This is a genomic window from Legionella quinlivanii (assembly GCF_900461555.1).
GTDB classification, from domain to species: Bacteria; Pseudomonadota; Gammaproteobacteria; order Legionellales; family Legionellaceae; genus Legionella_C; species Legionella_C quinlivanii.
On sequence record NZ_UGOX01000001.1, the window covers coordinates 156,157 to 172,611 of the forward strand.

Consider the following 16,455-nt stretch of genomic DNA (forward strand, 5'->3'; position numbering starts at 1 on the left):
AGTTTTATATAGTTTAGCTCAGGATACTCTGTGCTGCAGCCTCTTTAATTTCCTGCAATACCAAATCATGCGCTTCTACTTTATGTGCGGCAATACTTTTTGATAATTCAAGCATTTGCTTCAGAAATAAACTTTCCACCGAGTCAAGTTTGATTGTCGGATTAATTCGGTTATCAGTAAGGCTTAAAGAGTTGTTCAGGAAATTAAGCGCAGTCATGCGCACTTGCTTATTCGTATGATTGAGTTGAATGGCAATTGCGTTGCAAACCCGGGGTAATTCAAGCTTAATATCGAGTGAACTAGCCCAGGCGCTAAGACAATTGATTGCAGCCAGACATACCGAGTAAGAATTATTATCAAGCTGTTGAATGATGTAATCAAGTAATTCATGACGAGCTTCCACCGCTAAATTACTGCCCAGGAAGGCTAAAGATTGCAATAATTCTTCACGGACGGCGACATCTCCCTGCTGCAGTCGGGTTTTGTAATGACTCAGATCAACGGAACATTTCCATGAGGCCAGGCAATTGGCTGCGGCAAGGCGAACCATTTTACTGGAATCACTGTCAAATATCATTTTTATATTATATGGGTTATTGCCATTAGAATCAGGGGTCGGCAAGACTGTACCAAGGCAGTCCAATACTATTTTGCGGGCATATTGATTAGGTGATTTCAGGTTCAAAACAAGATTGCTTATTGCTTCACTTTGCTCTGCTTTATCCAGTTGTGGGAGCCAGACAATTAAACAGCGTGAGATTTCCTGATAATCTATCAAGCTAGCCAGATAGAGCTGTTGTATGATTAAGTGAGCCAATTCGAGCAAAAGAGGCTTTTCTTTAATCCATATTCTTAAAAATACCATTGACTCGTTGCGTGCATGACTATTTAACTGGCCTGCTTTAAATTTTCTCAGTACTTCATCGATTATTGTCTGACCGATAGATGGTTGTATTGGAGCATTTTTATCCTCCGCAGGGATTGGGAGTAATAGCGAAATAAATCGACTAAAATAGCGTACGCATTCATAACCGAGCTCATAATCAGAAAAGTGCTTAAATATGGTTTTACTTAAATCTTCAAGATCTTTTTTATCAAGGAGAGCCGCCCATGTTCTGAGACAATTCACAGTTGATTTGCGAATCAATAAACTGCTATGTTTCAGAAGCGGGGCAAGATCCTGAACCATTTTTAGAGCGACTGCTGGTCTGTTATTCAATGAAACCTTCCACGTCTGCAAGCAGTTAAGAATCGCCAAAGGAAACTGCTCAACCTCAGTTTCGGCAAGTTTTTCTTTCAGTTTGGGCAGCAAAGCGATAAGCGATTCCTGATCCATATACAAACCCCAGATTTCAATGGTTCCCAAAGTCTGTGTTCTTTCTTCAATTGATCTGGAATTATCCATAAAGCGGTCAACAAGGACTGTCATCCTGTCTCTTAATGTCGCGCCTTCCAAAATAGGGGCCAGGACTTGCAGCGTTGCTGAATCAGTCTCCCTTTTCATTTTCAAGGTAAATAAGTCGTCGTTCCCCCCTGATAGCTGATCATGTAAATCAATACAAGCGTCAACCATCGTACGAACTTTATCGCGGAGTTCGAGTTTTTTGGCAAGCGCTGTTCCAGTCTTTTCAATTTCTGGCTTGTCTAATTGGCTGAACCAGTAGTTGAGGATGCGGGCTGCGGATTTTCTTGAATTAGAACTTTCTTCACTATTACAGAGCCGTTCAAATAGGCTATTCATAATAGCGGCCACATATTGCTTTCCAGTAACAAAAGTTAATTGGATTAGGTATTGATAATCGTAATAACTAGAAACCTGGTTATATTTAAGGGCTAATCGTGTTTTAAACTGCTCCTCTTTCGGGATAGTTTCTGACAGAGAGAGCCCTCTTATGGCTGCGCTCAACTTTAAGCCACAAAACCGTTCAATGGGGCTAAGCTCAGGCCTTTCAATCAATTTCTCTAATTGCGTGCCAAGAACCATCAAATGGTCAGGACCTCGATGGCTGATAAACGTCTCCAGGGAGAGAGCCCATTGAACCATTAATATTTTCTGGTATCCAACAGCCTCCGCATCGTTTTTTAAAAAAAGCGCCTGTTCGGCAAGGCTTCTAAAATGACAACTCCAACGACGATAGTGTTCAAATAAAACCCAGGCAGGCATTTGGACTAGAATAGCCCGTTTAAGGGCAGGGGGCTGCTTAAAGAAGATGGTCATAAAACTTTTGCAGGATTTTAATTGGATTGAAATTATACACTGCGATACCAATTGTGAAAAGTAATACTATTGGCCCTCCCTGGCTCGTCTTAGGGACTCATTGCACAGGCTCGTATTCAAGCGATAAACAGGCTAACATAATAGATATTGAACTGTTTAACTGGATGAGATAATGCGGGAATTTAACTTGCTTGATCAATGTCTTGCTCAAATTGATACGGCAATTCGCAGCCTTTTGCCGCCGGAAAAACGGGAAACGGCGAGAGTCTCGCCGGCTCAGGGGCTTAAGGAGCCGCATTTAAGCATGCAGGAAAGGAAGCATGTTGCCGGGCTGATGCGCGTGAATCATGCCGGAGAAGTATGTGCGCAGGCCTTATATCAGGGGCAGGCGCTCACCGCTAACCTGGCTCATGTCAGGGAAAAAATGACTCAGGCTGCCAGTGAAGAGGTAGATCACCTCGCCTGGTGTGAGCAGCGTCTGAGGGAACTCGGCAGTGAACCCAGTATTTTAAACCCCGTCTGGTATGCAGGCTCTCTCATGCTGGGAGCTGTGGCCGGTCTGGCTGGCGATAAAGTGAGCCTGGGATTTTTGGCCGAAACAGAAAATCAGGTTTCCACACATCTTAAAAATCATTTAAAAAATCTTCCGGCTCAGGACCGCAAATCACGTGCAATTATTGAGGAAATGGAACAGGATGAAACTAATCATGCCCATGAGGCGATTGAAGCGGGAGCAATGGAGCTGCCCTTGCCGATAAAAAAGATGATGTCTGTAGTCTCTAAAATAATGACTAAAACCGCTTATTACATCTAACCATGACTATTTTATTAATTGCCGCAGCTTTTCTCCTGGTTCTGCTCAATGCGTTTTTTGTGGCGGCAGAATTTGGCATGGTCCGTTTGCGCACGACTCGTGCGGCAATTATCGCGGAGGAATATCCCTGGCGCGGCCGCATCCTCGCCAGAGTGCATAGTCAGCTTGACGCCTATCTTTCTGCCTGCCAGTTAGGTATTACCTTGGCTTCTCTTGGTCTTGGATGGATTGGAGAACCAGCCTTTTCCGAGTTGATTTCCCCGCTGCTGCATCAAATGGGTATTCAAAGTCAGGGGCTCGTTGAATTCATCAGCTTCGTCTTTGCCTTTTCGCTGCTCTCTTTTTTACACATTGTTGTCGGAGAGCTGATGCCCAAATCCCTGGCGATTCGGCAAAGCGAGCAAATCTCACTATGGACTGCTGCTCCTCTCTATTATTTTTACTGGTTGATGTTTCCTATTATCTGGATGCTCAATTATTCATCCAATTTTTTTCTGAAGTTGCTAGGGCTTGACGTGATTCATCCCGGGGAACAATCCCATTCGAGCGAGGAAATCAAGTTAATCCTGCAATCCAGTCAGCAGCATGGCGAGTTGAGTCCTCAGGAAAGCAATATTCTGGCGCAAACCTTAGAGCTTGCTGATCTTCGTGCGGATGATGTTATGCAGTCCTCCAATGACATGATTAAATTGCCCAATCCTGTTGAAAAGGATGGTCTGATAGAAATTTTGAACCGTTATCGCTACAGCCGCTATCCCGTTTTTGATCAGAAAACAAAGAAAATCATTGGCCTTTTGCATGTGAAAGACATACAACCTTTGCTGCATAGGACAGAAAAGGGTGGTCTTTTGAATCTTCAGGAATTGGTAAGGCCCATTCCTAAAGTGTCTTATCGCATGCCGGCACTGGTTTTGCTGAGACGATTCCAGGAAGGAATGCCGCATTTTGCTCTGATTGTCAGTCGTCAGGGAGGTATAATTGGCTTTATCACCCTGGATAATCTCCTGCATTTGGTTCTGGGCGTAATTAAAGACGAGTTTCATAAAACGCAGGATGCCTGGGTTGAACATAAAGACGGATCGCTCACAGTAAAAGGCGATTGCCCGCTTTATACTATTGAGCGTGCCTTGCACAGGGAGCTTAGTTTATCTGAAGAGCAGGAAGAAGAGGCGGCAACCATTGCCGGTTTAATTTTGCATCAGTTAGGATCGGTGCCGGCAGAAGGTGAAAGCATTGAGTTTAATGATTTTATCGCCAGGATTGAACAGATGCAGGGTGCGAGGATTGCCAAAGTGCGAATTAAACCTCTTGTCAGAGAAAATGATTAATTAACAGACGGATTTTAAATAGATATAGCTTAAGTGGCATCGTGTTTTGGTTTAGCCGTGTAAAGCCCAATGGCACATACTTAAGGCTTTATAACCCTAACTCCTACGTCCCTCGGCTTGTCCGAGGGATCCAGGAAACTCATGTCAGGATTGGATCTCTGGATCCCTCGGACAAGCCGAGGAACGTAGATAAATATTTTAAGTAAGCGCCATTGGTATAAACTCTGGCCAAAAGGTCAGATCAACGCATAACTGGAAATGACAATTATGGATTCTGCCTGGTTCATCATTCTGGTTATCATGATTGCCTTTGTTTTTGATTTTATTAATGGTTTTCATGATGCCGCCAATTCAATCGCCACCATTGTGACCACTGGTGTATTAACCCCTCGCCAAGCCGTGTTATGGGCCGCTTTTTTCAATTTTATCGCTTTTCTGGTTTTTAATTTAATGGTTGCCAAAACCATTGGCAGCGGCTTAATTGACACTTCCATTGTCAGCGCGCCATTAATTTTCGCTGCCTTAATCGGTGCTATCTCATGGAATTTGCTGACCTGGTATTATGGTTTACCTTCCAGTTCCTCTCATGCTCTGGTCGGAGGATTAGCGGGAGCAGCGGTTGTCAAAGCCGGATTTACAGCGCTTGTCCCAATGGGCTTTCTTAAAGTGATTGCCGGTATTTTCATTTCTCCCGTTCTTGGAATGCTGCTGGGTTTTCTATTTACAGGTGTTTATAAAATGGCCGCTGGCAATTCTCATCCCAGACAGATACGGCGGACTTTTAAACTGTTGCAGCTAGCCTCTTCGGCATTTCTCAGTCTGACTCATGGCGGCAATGACGCGCAAAAAACCATGGGCATTATTGCAGTCCTGCTTTTCTCAGCGTCCTGGTTGGGTGATCAGTTTTATATCCCATTCTGGGTAGTTATCTCCTGTCATTTGGTGATAAGCCTGGGAACTCTCGCCGGTGGGTGGCGGATTGTGCATACAATGGGGAATAAAATAACCCAATTGAATACGCTCAAAGGCAGCGCCGCGGAAACAGGAGCTGCCATTACCATTTTTGTAGCGACAGAATATGGAGTTCCGGTGTCAACCACGCATACAGTTACAGGTGCGATTGCGGGAGTTGGAATGGTTGAGGCCCAGGGAGCGGCAGGAACACGCTGGTCAATCATACGTCGAATCTTTCTTGCCTGGCTGCTGACCATTCCGGCAGCTGGAGTCGTGGCGGGAGCAGTGATGTATATAATGCACTGTTTTTATTGACTTTTTAATAATTAATAGAATACAGTCTCCTCAAAGGATTTAAACCGGTTTTCTTTAAAAAAGAATCAAAAAACGAACAAATTGATTATTTTAATAGGTTGTAAAAAAAAATTAATGTGATAAAATTGTTGACTGTCCTGCCTTTTTGTATCTTTTGAAATCAATGTGAAAATTTTCTTGCCATCTATCCTGTAATTCGGTAGAATGCGCAGCATCTTAGCCGTTGCCTGACGAGCATGAAGTCGAAGTCTGAAAGCTTTAAAAAAGTTGAAGAAGAGTTAAAACCCGATGCAGAAGAAATGTATAAAAAAGGGTTGTCGCAAGCACTCGCCTTCATGCTGGCAATTCCTGGCAGGTTAGACGCGCAAGCCAGACTGCTTGCCAAAAAGCTCCATGATGACGGCGATATTTATATTGCCTATTCCGTAACAGATGCCTTCAATCTCTCCATTAGCAATCTGAAACTGTTTTGGGATTTACTTCTTACAAACTCTTCTCGAAACTCTGCCGATGCCCTGCACGACTGGCTGCTAACACCAGTTGGAATCTCCGTTGCAATTACTGAATCCATCAGTCTTATTGCCCTGTCGGTCATGGGTAATTATTTCGATGAGAAAGACAAAAACTGGTTTAAGAGCACGGTCGCCACCTATTGGCCCTACCTGCGCGATGTGATGAAAGCATTAAAAAATGCGTATAAGGGAATACGAAGTCTTTTGCAAATTGCAAATGTTCTTGACAATAGCAAGGCATTTAACTTTCTGATTTTGCCAATGGGACTTAGTTTTGGAATATTGGCAGCACTCAACCGCATCTGGTATCGGCACATGCTCAGCATACGCAAAGAGTCAATGCGTCTGAATGCCAAATATCTGGATATGATTCAGGAAAGAAAAGACCTGGCTGCGAATGAGATTGAAGAGTTTCGTGCGGCGGTCAGAAGGCAGACTACTCGTGTGCGAGTGATGGCCCTTATGGCGGCTACCTATGGCGGAATCATCGATAGCCTTTACCTTTATCTGGGGGTAATGAGTTTATGTCCGCTGTCTATACCTGCTTTTGCTATCATGACGGCGTTCAGTCTTATTTACTGTGTGACCTGCGTCGCCACTCGTCTCTATGAAGAGTATGACTATCAACGCAAGCTTGTCATCACACAGGCTAAAATTGAATTAGCGCTTTACACCCAGGAATACCGCGATATCCTGACTCAGAAGTTTGCTGAGTTGGAGCCGTTGACGCTGGAAATTTCTAAAAGAAGTTCAGCTTATTTGGGTTCTCTTGCCAAGCGGGCTCTTGGAGATACCGAGCTTGATGCCCTATCGGCTGATGAAAAGCAACATCTCGAGGAATACACGCAGCCCCGGGAAAAGCACAATTACAAAGAGTTTAAAGAGCAGCACGACGCTTTAACTTCTGAAATCTATGAAATATTGCAGGGCTTTGCCAAGCGGCGTCAGTATTTGCAAGACCTGGTTTTACTTTCAGATTCTTCCGCTTTTCTTGCGGGTTTAAAAAATGGTTTGGCAGCCTACGGTGCGGTGGCGAGTATGGTGTTCTCTGCTGCCACTTTTCTGACTTTAGCCGCTGTTCCATTTCCACCCCTGCTAGTGATTGCTTTTGTGTCTTCTGGTCTGGCTCTGTTGATTGGGTTTGTGGCTTATACAATGTATGCCAATTACAAGCACCGTATTCAACAAACACCAGAAAAGAGAGATCCATACTCCCGCCTTTCCGATTTCCTGAAAAATTGTACTGATTTACAGAATCCTGAAAAAATGAGTGCTCAGGAAGAAGTAGCAGCGGTTCTCGCAGAGGGGCTTCTACTCGATCCTTCACCGCAACAGCCTTTTCAGGAGTGGTTTGAAATAGTGCGCGCGGCCAACCCTAACAAAGGGCTCAAAGCGACCGATTTTCTCCTCAATCCATTACAGGATGTCGATCAAAATGGGCATTATCATGATACGCCGCTGATGGTTGGGCTGGGGGTGGTGAGTTCAGTCGTGCATTCGCTGATTTTGGGCGGCAGGGCTTTGGCGCGAGGGTTTGGACGTGATGCCATTGATGCGGTGTCCAAAAAGGACAGCCAGGATATTGAAATGCAGAATATGGCTGGTAAAGGCCAGGATTATCCGCCATTCGATGACTACGAAGAAGACAAAACGTATGATGAAGCCAAGGTCAAAGATCTTAAGGAGCAACCCCGCCCCACATCGAAACAGGGATCAGGACGGCCTGTTGAACGACATCCTGACTCCCGTAATAGTTTTCATCGTCGTTCAACGTCCATGTTTTCCCTCTCAAGTCACCCTGAATCTGATATATCCCTAAGCAGACCTTCGCAAGATGATGCCGTTTCTATAAAAGCACTGAATTCACCCAGATCTCGGGGAATGTTTAGCCGATCTGATAACTCCAAACCCACTAAAAGCTCAGGACTCACTTACGCTGCGGGTACATCGATCATTTCTTCTGATACAAGAATGGGTTTAATGTAGGATCATTATACATTTTAAACTGATGATACACTCGGAATGTCCGGCTTCCTGCTCTGATTTCCTCAATGAATTCTCGTAAACATTGCTGCAACTGTTGCTGTTGAAGGTGAAGAGTATCCAGCTTTCGCTGGCATAATTGACGATGAGCTTCACTGGCATCCTCGCGTCTTGTCTGTAAATCCATATGATAGGTTTTAAGAGCCAGAATGGATAAACGATCAATAATCATACCGGGTGTTTCGGAATGGACAGGGCAGCTGGCTGAGGTGCTGGGCGATAAGTTGTTATACAACCACTCATCCATTGCTTCCATACGGTTATTTCTCTGCTGATTAAAACCGTCAATTTCTCGTTTTGCCTCATAGACATACTGATAGCCTTGATCGTCTCTTCGAGCTCTGTCTTCAGCATTCCATAACTGGAAGTTAAAGGCATGGTTTTCTTCGACCAGAGCAAAAAAGTCCTGTTGAGTGAAGCGAAGTGCTTCTGCTTTCCAGCGGATGATGGATTGTTCATGCAAGTCAAAAAGCGCATCAAGATCAATAAGCATATGTTAAAACCCGGGATGTAAAAAGCCGCTAGTGTAGCATGTATCTTTGTCCGCAGTGAAACTTACTGGGTCTGATCAAAATACTGGGAATAAATTTTGACATAAGTGCCATCATTTTCCATGCTCAGCAAGGCTTTATTGATGCGGTCAACAAGCGCCTGTTCATTTTTATTGGCCATAATACCGTAGCCGATACCAATTTTCATTTCAGAACCAATTAATTTGAAATCACCATTAGCGCTCCAGTATTTGGAGGAACCCTCATCGAGAATAAGGGCGTCAATCTCGTTATTGTTCAATGCCTGAAAAATTTCGGGTTGCGTTGAGTATTCAATAATCTGTATGTTACTGTTAAATTTATCGAGCAGCATTTCTTTGAAAATTGTGCCTTTTTCCGAGCCTACTTTTTTTCCGGCAAGATCATTGAAGGCGTTAATCGGTGATTTGGAACTGGTCAGGAGCTGGCCGCTGCTGGGAAGATAAGGCAGACTGAACAGATAGCTTTCCTTGCGATCATCGGTTATAGTAATCGCTGCGATGGACAGATTAATATCTCCGCTATAAGTTTTTACCATTAATTGTTCAAAAGTCATGGGAATAAACTGACAGTCAGCCTGAATGCGACGACAAACCTCCTCCATAATATCAATATCAAATCCAAAGAAATGATTGGATTTGTCAGCGGCCATTTCAAAAGGAGGAGCGTAGGGAAGCGTACCAACAGTGAGGGTTTCTGCGTGTAAAACGCTGCTTAACAGGAGTAAAACCCCCAACGCCAATTTTTTCATTGCATAAACCTTATTGAATCAAGCTCGAGAATGGATAAAAAATAGTGACTATCAGTCACTATAGCCTAGCTAATGCAAGAGGTACAGTCTATAAAATTGTGATACTATCAGTAGACAACTGCCAGCCTTTCGCAGAAACGCGAGGTTTATCACCACCAGGAGGTTATTAATGAGATTAATTATAGCTGCTTTGCTTCTATTGCCCTCTTTAATAAGTCGAGCAGACAATTTTCCGACCACCTGCCAGCCTGTGACGGTTCAGGGTGAAACCGTGATGTTGAAGACAAAGCAGCCGGTCCTTATCTTGATCCATAATTTATCTGAATCTGATTTATGGATTACTCACCCGGTTTCCGAACCCGATGCAAGTGCCGGGTGGAGCAGTCGTTTGACCGCTGGTAATTGGTCGGCGCTGAGTCTCGATAAAAAGAAATTTGAGCTAAGTTGTATCGAATCCAGACCGGGCCATGAGCAACAGATTCCCTGTGAGGGAACGATCGCAGTGTGTGCCTGGACCGGTGTAAAAATTCCGGAAAAGAATGCCGGCACCTTCTGGGCTGCAGAAAATATGCCCCTTGCCTCCCTGTCAGCAAACCTGGGTGGACGAGGATTTAAATTACCTGATCAGTCTCAATAAATGGTAGACTGAACTATATAATTATTAGATTGAGAATTGTGAGCAAAAAATCAAAGGATCCCTACTATAAAAGGGAGAAAGAAAAATACGAGGTTCCTATCCCCAGCCGCGAGTTTATTATGCAGGTCCTGGAGGAGTACGGACGTCCTATGACGCGTCAGCAGCTATTAACCCGGCTGGCTGTAGAGGATGAAAATGAACAGGAAGTTCTTGGCTATCGCTTAAAGGCGATGCTGCGTGATGGTCAAATTATGCAAGACCGCCGCAATCGTTTTTGCCTGCTGAAACGCATTAATCTCCAGCGTGGAACTGTCCAGGGACATCCGGATGGTTTTGGGTTTTTCATCCCTGATGATGGCAGTGATGATTTTGTGTTATCTGCCACGGAAATGCGCGCAGTGATGCACGGCGACGTAGTTTTAGCCTTCCAATCCGGTTTTGATCGGCGTGGTCGTCCGGAGGGACAAATCCATGAAGTGATTGAACATGGGAATCTTAGCGTGGTTGGTAAATTTTTTACCGAACATGGCGTAGGCTTTGTCATACCCGATAACAAGCGTCTTACCCAGGATATCGCTATTCCGCTAGGCTTTTCTGCTGAGGCCAAAAATGGCCAGATGGTTCTGGCTGAAATCATCGCTTTTCCTTCCAAACGAAATCAGGCGATTGGCAAGATTGTTCATATTCTTGGGGATCATATGGCCCCGGGAATGGAAATTGAAGTGGCTATCCATGCACATGCCATCCCTGCCGAATGGCCCCCGGAAGTGCAGTCAGAGATGACTCGTGTTCCGCAAAGCGTCACCGAGGATCAGATAAAAGGACGAACCGATTTAAGGGACCTCCCTTTTGTCACTATTGACGGTGAAGATGCCCGGGATTTTGATGACGCGGTGTATTGCTATAAGAAGCCCAAAGGGGGATTCCAGCTCTATGTGGCGATTGCCGACGTAAGTCATTATGTAAAAGTAGGTTCGGCACTGGATCAGGAGGCATCGAGACGGGGTAATTCAGTCTATTTTCCCGGTAAAGTGGTGCCTATGCTCCCGGAAGCTTTATCAAATGGAATTTGTTCATTAAACCCTCACCAGGATCGGCTGTGCATGGTGGCGGAGATGGCCATCAGCTCTGAAGGAAAGATTACTCGCTCCCGCTTTTACCGGGCAGTTTTTCATTCCCATGCCAGACTGACCTATAACCAGGTGGGTGACTGGCTTGAGCAGGGAAATGCTGATGAAACTCACCAGCCGCTGTGGCCGATGCTGGAAAATCTGTACGATTTGTATCGGGTGCTGCTTAAAGCAAGAAAATTACGGGGTGCGATGGATTTTGAAACCACCGAAACCAAAATTGAATTTGATGACAAGCGTAAAATAAAGAAAATTGTACCGGTTGTCCGCAATGATGCCCATCGATTGATTGAGGAGTGCATGCTGGCAGCCAACGTGGCCACTGCCCGTTTTCTCGAAAAAGCAGAAATACCTGCTCTCTATCGCGTGCATGAAGTGCCTGAAGAAGACAAAATAACTGCTTTGAGGCAATTTCTGGGAGAGCTCGGTCTGCGTTTGGAAGGTGGAAAAAAGCCAAGCCCCAAAGATTTTCAGAAAACCCTGTCAATGATCCATGACAAGCATGAGCGGCACCTGATTGAAACAGTAATGCTGCGCTCCTTAAAACAGGCGCAGTATCGTGAGGATAATGAAGGGCATTTTGGATTGGCTTATCCTGCCTATACGCATTTCACTTCTCCCATCCGCCGGTATCCGGATTTGTTGATTCACCGTGCAATAGGGCACTTACTGGATAAAAAGGATTCTGATTCATTCGGCTATTCGCATGATGAGATGAATAAATTAGGCAAGCATTGCTCAATGACGGAAAGAAGAGCTGATGAAGCCACCCGAGAAGTGGTTTCCTGGTTAAAATGTGAGTATATGCAGGACAAACTGGGTCAGACTTTTCATGGAACGATTTCTGCGGTTACCGGCTTTGGAATTTTTGTGGAGTTGGATGAAATCTACGTCGAAGGGCTGGTGCATGTCACGTCTCTTCGTAATGATTATTATTCTTTTGACGCAGTAAAACATCGGCTGGTAGGCGAGCGGACGAATCAGACCTATCGCCTGGGTGATAAAATGACGGTTCTGGTTGCTCGTGTTGATCTGGATGAACGAAAGATTGACTTTGAACCTGTCGATGAGGAAAAGAAGAATGGCTGATCAAATAGTTTATGGTCTCCATGCGGTGACCGCTTTACTTAAAAAACCTCATCGCCCTGTACATAAACTACTGCTGAGCCAGGAACGTCAGGATCAGCGCATGCAGCAGCTAGTCAAATTAGCTGAAGAGACAGGAGTTCCAATGGAATTCCTTTCTGTGCAAAAGATGAAACAACAATATCCTGACCTGGCGCACCAGGGTGTGCTGGCGGTTACAGGCAGGTTACCAGAATACGGTGAGAGTGATTTGGCGCATATGATAGCGGCTTGCAAAAAGCCGCCTTTAATCCTCATTCTTGACAGCGTTACTGATCCTCATAATCTGGGGGCTTGTTTGCGTACGGCTGATGCGGCCGGGGTGGATTTTGTTATTATTCCGAAAGACAAGAGCGCGGGAATTACTCCTGTGGTTAGTAAAGTAGCCTGCGGCGCCGCCGAATCCATTCCTGTAGTCAAAGTGACCAATCTGGTGCGTGCGATGGAAATCATCAAACAGGAAGGTGTATGGCTATATGGAGCCGCCGGCGAGGCTCAGGATAGTATCTACCAACTCGAGTTAACCTCGTCTGTTGCGCTGGTGATGGGTGCTGAAGGCAGTGGTTTACGCCGATTGACCCGCGAGCATTGCGATGGTCTTTTTTCGCTGCCGATGCTTGGTAGTGTTGAAAGCCTGAATGTTTCTGTAGCTGCAGCGGTTTCCTTATATGAAGCGGTGCGTCAAAGGCTTGTTTAATATCTTTCTTTGGAAATACTCTCTCCCCCTCAGGGGAGAGTTAGAGAGAGGGGCTTAAATCAATCTTCACCTAGCCCTCTCCCAGCTTGGGAGAGGGGATTTTCTCTTCTTTACTCAAGCGCGCAATAAGCATGCTGCTGACGGTATTCCCCGTAACATTTAATAATGTCGCTGGCGGATCAATGATGATACTGATCGCCGCAATCGCAATAAGCACCGAAGGAGGAAAGCCATAAACATTCAGGATAAGCAGCTCTCCCAGCATGCCGCCGCTGGGGATGGCCCCCATCACTGTCCCTACCAGTAAAGAAACACCTAGCGCGGTTAACAGAACACTGCCCGTGTCAAAGTTCAATTGAAAAATAGTCAGTAGAAAGGCAATTTTAAACATGCCGCCAATGACTGAGCCGTCCTTATGAATGAGAGAGCCCAGAGGGATCGTAGTTTCTGAAATATCAGCAGGGATCCCCATTTGACGAGTGGCCGCCAGATTGGCAGGAATACTGGCAGCGCTGCTGCAGGTAGCGAGGCTGGTGATTGCAGGTAGAAAAATATGTTTCCAATAGGTTGAAACGCCTGTCCATCCCCCCGCCAGAAAGGCATACAAGCTATAAAAGAGAGTGAAATAGATCAGGGCGGCAATGTAGTAAGTGACAGCAATGTGAAAATAAGTTTCGATAATCTCATGACCAAGCTCACTCACCAGCGAAGCAGAATAGGCAAAAAACCCCAGGGGTGCCAAATACATGATGAATGAAAAAATCCGCATGAACAGCGTTTCGCCAATTTGTAGCAGCGTAATAAAAGGCTCATATTTTTCTTTAGCCTCAGCGCAGGCAATGCCCACTAACAAGGAAAAAAGGATAAGAGAAAGCAGGTGTTGATGGGACAGCAATTGAAAAAATTCAGGAACAGTAAAAATGCTCGCCACCTGCTGCCCCAATTTAATTGTCTCCATTGGGGGTGGACTGTTCATCAGCAAGGTTGATAAGCCATCCAGAGGGAAGAGCTTCACAACAGCTAAAGCATACAGGGCGGCTACAGAACTGGTACATAAAAAAACTAAAGCCATATAGCTCATTATTTTTTTCAAGCGTGTCAGAGAGCCCAGACGGGATATTGCCGATGTGATGCTGAAAAAAACCAGCGGAACAATGGCGGTAAATAATAAATTAAGAAAAATATCACCCACAGGTTTAAGATATTTCACTTCTTGTTTAAAAAAACAAGCAAAAACGCCCCCCAGAATAAATGCCAGAATTAATATCAAAGAAAACAGATAAGAGTTCAGAATTCGCTTCACTATAAACCTTTTTACCAGTGCTGGCAACATCTTACACCGACTAGTGAATTGCATGAAACAAAGAAGTATTTACCCGGTAAGCTCTCTGCCAAAATCGTATTGATTTTAAACAGGTTATCTGGGTTGGTCTATACTTGCACGTAAGACCCCCTAATTCACGATCATGAATAAAAATAATTTTGAAACATTAACCAGGATGGTGTTTTTCGAGCAGCTTACTCGAGAAGAACTGGTGTTTCTTGCTGATTACATCAAGGAACAAGTGTTTTCTCAGGGTAAAACCATTCTACGCCAGGGACGCATGGGTGGTGATTTGTATCTGATTGGAGATGGGCTGGTATCTGTATGGATTGCTTTACCAGGAGATTACACTAAGGAGGCCACCACGTTGCAGCCAGGTCAATGTTTTGGTGAAGTGTCCTTTCTGGCTCATGCTCCGTTTACGGCCAATATTATCGCCGAGGTAGACACCTTCTGCTTTATTTTATCCCAGGATGTTCTTCTAATGCTGAGGGTAGCGGCTCCGCAAATTGCGTATAAAATTGAAAAAGCGATCGCTTACCAGACCGCTGAGAAGATTGTCGCCAATTTTCATCATATGCGTGAATTGTTTCATCAGTTGCCGGAAGAATACTGGGCCAGTGCCCATGCCAGACGATTAGCTGATCCCACAGCCAACAGTGAGGAACTGACTTTAACGGATTTGGATTTAGGGTATGTTCGACGCATGAATTTTTTTCAGGATATGAACAAAGAGCAGTTTGGATTTCTGATAAAACAGATGTCCATTCGCAGTTATGATCGAGGCTACCGCTTTATCACTGACGATTCAGACAATCGCCGTCTGGCCTTGATTTATTCGGGAGCTGTGATGCTTTTCTTTAAAGAAGATGGAAAATTGCAGAAATCACTTGCGGTATTTGGAGTGGGCGAGATATTTATGGAAAATTTCTTTCTTGCCGAATTCAGAAAGCACGCCAATTACGTCATCTGTGAAAAAAGTATTGTTCTGGAACTCGATGATGCCGACTATTTGAACTTGCAAAAAACGCATCCTGAAATTTTTTATAAAATAAGCCAGTATATTCACCGGGGTATCGCCCGTTCGGTTTATATAGTCAATAGACAATTTATCCGAATCGATACCGAATATCATCATTTGTTGAAGTGAGGGCATTGTATGTGCAGGGTACTCATTTATCTGGGCCAACAGGAAACCCCGATTTATGATTTGCTTTATGGGCCGGATAATTCACTGGCGCATCAAAGCTATGCGCCTCAGTTAATGCATCATATTCAGAATTTGGCAGGCTTGGGCTTTTGTGCCTGGTCTTCCAACTCGTATAATGATAGCGAGCCTTTTTATTATAAAACCACGCAATTGCCTTTTTTTGATAAAAACCTGCATCGATTATCAAAAAAGATATCGGCCAGTTGCTTTCTCGGACATGTAAGAGGTGTTGCCTATAGCACAGAGGAGACTGTATCCGAGCAGAATGTTCACCCGTTTAAGTTGGACAATACTCAACTGGCCCTGGCTCATAATGGTACTTTGGAACATATATCGATAATGAAGCAGGTTCTCACCCAGCGAATCAAACCGGATGTATTTTCGCAAATCAGAGGAACTACTGATAGTGAATGGATCTATGCTTTATTTCTCTCTCAACTCAGAGATTACACTGCGGATGTTTCGCTCGACGAAGCATGGGAATCACTGATTGAAACATTAAGAATTCTTCGTGAAGTGCGGCAGCTTTGCAAAATAGAGCTGGCGTCACCGGTTAATCTTTTTGTCACTAATGGAAAATATCTGATTGTAACCCGGTTTGTTTATGATTTCGGCCGTAACACCAGACAGGTACAAAAGGCTTTTCTGGAATATCACAGTTTATGGGTCACCTTTGGTGAGCAGTACGGTGTGTATGATGGGGTATATAAAATGCATGGCTTCAATAAGCGGAATAATATTTTATTCGCTTCAGAGCCCTTAACCAATGATAGAACAACCTGGATAGAACTTCCCGAATACTCCATTACCAAGGCATGGATTGAAAATGGCGAAGTCATTTTCAGAACGCACGATTTACTGGTTTAG

General features: G+C 44.5%; 13 protein-coding genes. 9 read left to right on the forward strand and 4 right to left on the reverse strand.

From position 1 onward, the window contains the following. Window positions 1-13 precede the first annotated feature (13 nt). Window positions 14-2,218: a HEAT repeat domain-containing protein gene (locus DYH61_RS00705; protein WP_058506791.1), complete on the reverse strand. Its 2,205-nt coding sequence runs from the start codon at window positions 2,216-2,218 to the stop codon at window positions 14-16. 172 nt (window positions 2,219-2,390) lie between these two features. Between DYH61_RS00705 and coq7 the strand changes: the two genes are divergently transcribed. The 4 genes from coq7 (at window position 2,391) to DYH61_RS00725 (ending at window position 8,127) form a co-directional block, all read left to right on the forward strand. Further along, window positions 2,391-3,032 (forward strand): 2-polyprenyl-3-methyl-6-methoxy-1,4-benzoquinone monooxygenase, encoded by a 642-nt coding sequence (coq7, locus tag DYH61_RS00710; protein ID WP_058506790.1) that lies wholly within the window; start codon window positions 2,391-2,393, stop codon window positions 3,030-3,032. A 2-nt stretch (window positions 3,033-3,034) separates the two neighbouring features. Next, entirely contained in the window at window positions 3,035-4,360 is a 1,326-nt protein-coding gene (locus DYH61_RS00715) for a hemolysin family protein (protein ID WP_058506789.1), read from the forward strand. Between the two features lie 267 nt (window positions 4,361-4,627). Next, window positions 4,628-5,629 carry an inorganic phosphate transporter gene (locus DYH61_RS00720; RefSeq protein ID WP_058506788.1) on the forward strand — a complete coding sequence of 334 codons (1,002 nt, stop codon included), beginning with the start codon at window positions 4,628-4,630 and terminating at the stop codon, window positions 5,627-5,629. A gap of 236 nt (window positions 5,630-5,865) precedes the next feature. Then, a complete protein-coding gene (locus DYH61_RS00725; protein WP_058506787.1) occupies window positions 5,866-8,127 on the forward strand; it encodes a hypothetical protein in 2,262 nt (753 codons plus the stop codon). Here DYH61_RS00725 and DYH61_RS00730 read toward each other — a convergent pair. After that, complete coding sequence (locus DYH61_RS00730; RefSeq protein ID WP_058506786.1) at window positions 8,093-8,677, reverse strand: DUF4254 domain-containing protein; 585 nt, start codon at window positions 8,675-8,677, stop codon at window positions 8,093-8,095. The two genes, DYH61_RS00725 and DYH61_RS00730, sit on opposite strands and share 35 nt — an antisense overlap. A gap of 62 nt (window positions 8,678-8,739) precedes the next feature. After that, window positions 8,740-9,465, reverse strand: a complete 726-nt coding sequence (locus DYH61_RS00735; RefSeq protein ID WP_058506785.1) for a transporter substrate-binding domain-containing protein — start codon at window positions 9,463-9,465, stop codon at window positions 8,740-8,742. A 169-nt stretch (window positions 9,466-9,634) separates the two neighbouring features. On the opposite strand from DYH61_RS00735, the gene DYH61_RS00740 reads away from it, so the two are divergent. From DYH61_RS00740 to rlmB, 3 genes are read left to right on the forward strand one after another with little or no spacing between them, the layout of a single operon-like run. Further along, window positions 9,635-10,102 (forward strand): hypothetical protein, encoded by a 468-nt coding sequence (locus DYH61_RS00740; protein ID WP_058506784.1) that lies wholly within the window; start codon window positions 9,635-9,637, stop codon window positions 10,100-10,102. Between the two features lie 38 nt (window positions 10,103-10,140). Continuing rightward, window positions 10,141-12,321: a ribonuclease R gene (gene rnr / locus DYH61_RS00745; protein WP_058506783.1), complete on the forward strand. Its 2,181-nt coding sequence runs from the start codon at window positions 10,141-10,143 to the stop codon at window positions 12,319-12,321. After that, the gene (rlmB, locus tag DYH61_RS00750; RefSeq protein ID WP_058506782.1) at window positions 12,314-13,054 is read left to right on the forward strand and encodes a 23S rRNA (guanosine(2251)-2'-O)-methyltransferase RlmB; all 741 of its coding nucleotides are present in this window, start codon (window positions 12,314-12,316) and stop codon (window positions 13,052-13,054) included. Before rnr ends, rlmB begins: the two co-directional genes overlap by 8 nt. 70 nt (window positions 13,055-13,124) lie before the next feature. Here the strand turns inward: rlmB and DYH61_RS00755 are convergent, their stop codons facing one another. After that, a complete protein-coding gene (locus tag DYH61_RS00755; protein WP_234999818.1) occupies window positions 13,125-14,357 on the reverse strand; it encodes a dicarboxylate/amino acid:cation symporter in 1,233 nt (410 codons plus the stop codon). Window positions 14,358-14,520: 163 nt separating this feature from the next. Between DYH61_RS00755 and DYH61_RS00760 the strand changes: the two genes are divergently transcribed. After that, entirely contained in the window at window positions 14,521-15,528 is a 1,008-nt protein-coding gene (locus tag DYH61_RS00760) for a cyclic nucleotide-binding domain-containing protein (RefSeq protein ID WP_058506781.1), read from the forward strand. 9 nt (window positions 15,529-15,537) lie between these two features. Further along, window positions 15,538-16,455 carry a class II glutamine amidotransferase gene (locus DYH61_RS00765; protein WP_058506780.1) on the forward strand — a complete coding sequence of 306 codons (918 nt, stop codon included), beginning with the start codon at window positions 15,538-15,540 and terminating at the stop codon, window positions 16,453-16,455.

What these genes read in the sequence shown, in the direction of transcription:
- DYH61_RS00720 (WP_058506788.1), top strand. Translation starts at nt 4,628, where the DNA reads ATGGATTCTGCCTGGTTCATCATTCTGGTTATCATGATTGCCTTTGTT.
- DYH61_RS00715 (WP_058506789.1), top strand. Translation starts at nt 3,035, where the DNA reads ATGACTATTTTATTAATTGCCGCAGCTTTTCTCCTGGTTCTGCTCAAT.
- DYH61_RS00705 (WP_058506791.1), bottom strand. Translation starts at nt 2,218, where the DNA reads ATGACCATCTTCTTTAAGCAGCCCCCTGCCCTTAAACGGGCTATTCTA.
- rlmB (WP_058506782.1), top strand. Translation starts at nt 12,314, where the DNA reads ATGGCTGATCAAATAGTTTATGGTCTCCATGCGGTGACCGCTTTACTT.
- DYH61_RS00765 (WP_058506780.1), top strand. Translation starts at nt 15,538, where the DNA reads ATGTGCAGGGTACTCATTTATCTGGGCCAACAGGAAACCCCGATTTAT.
- DYH61_RS00760 (WP_058506781.1), top strand. Translation starts at nt 14,521, where the DNA reads ATGAATAAAAATAATTTTGAAACATTAACCAGGATGGTGTTTTTCGAG.
- DYH61_RS00725 (WP_058506787.1), top strand. Translation starts at nt 5,866, where the DNA reads ATGAAGTCGAAGTCTGAAAGCTTTAAAAAAGTTGAAGAAGAGTTAAAA.
- coq7 (WP_058506790.1), top strand. Translation starts at nt 2,391, where the DNA reads ATGCGGGAATTTAACTTGCTTGATCAATGTCTTGCTCAAATTGATACG.
- DYH61_RS00740 (WP_058506784.1), top strand. Translation starts at nt 9,635, where the DNA reads ATGAGATTAATTATAGCTGCTTTGCTTCTATTGCCCTCTTTAATAAGT.
- DYH61_RS00735 (WP_058506785.1), bottom strand. Translation starts at nt 9,465, where the DNA reads ATGAAAAAATTGGCGTTGGGGGTTTTACTCCTGTTAAGCAGCGTTTTA.
- DYH61_RS00730 (WP_058506786.1), bottom strand. Translation starts at nt 8,677, where the DNA reads ATGCTTATTGATCTTGATGCGCTTTTTGACTTGCATGAACAATCCATC.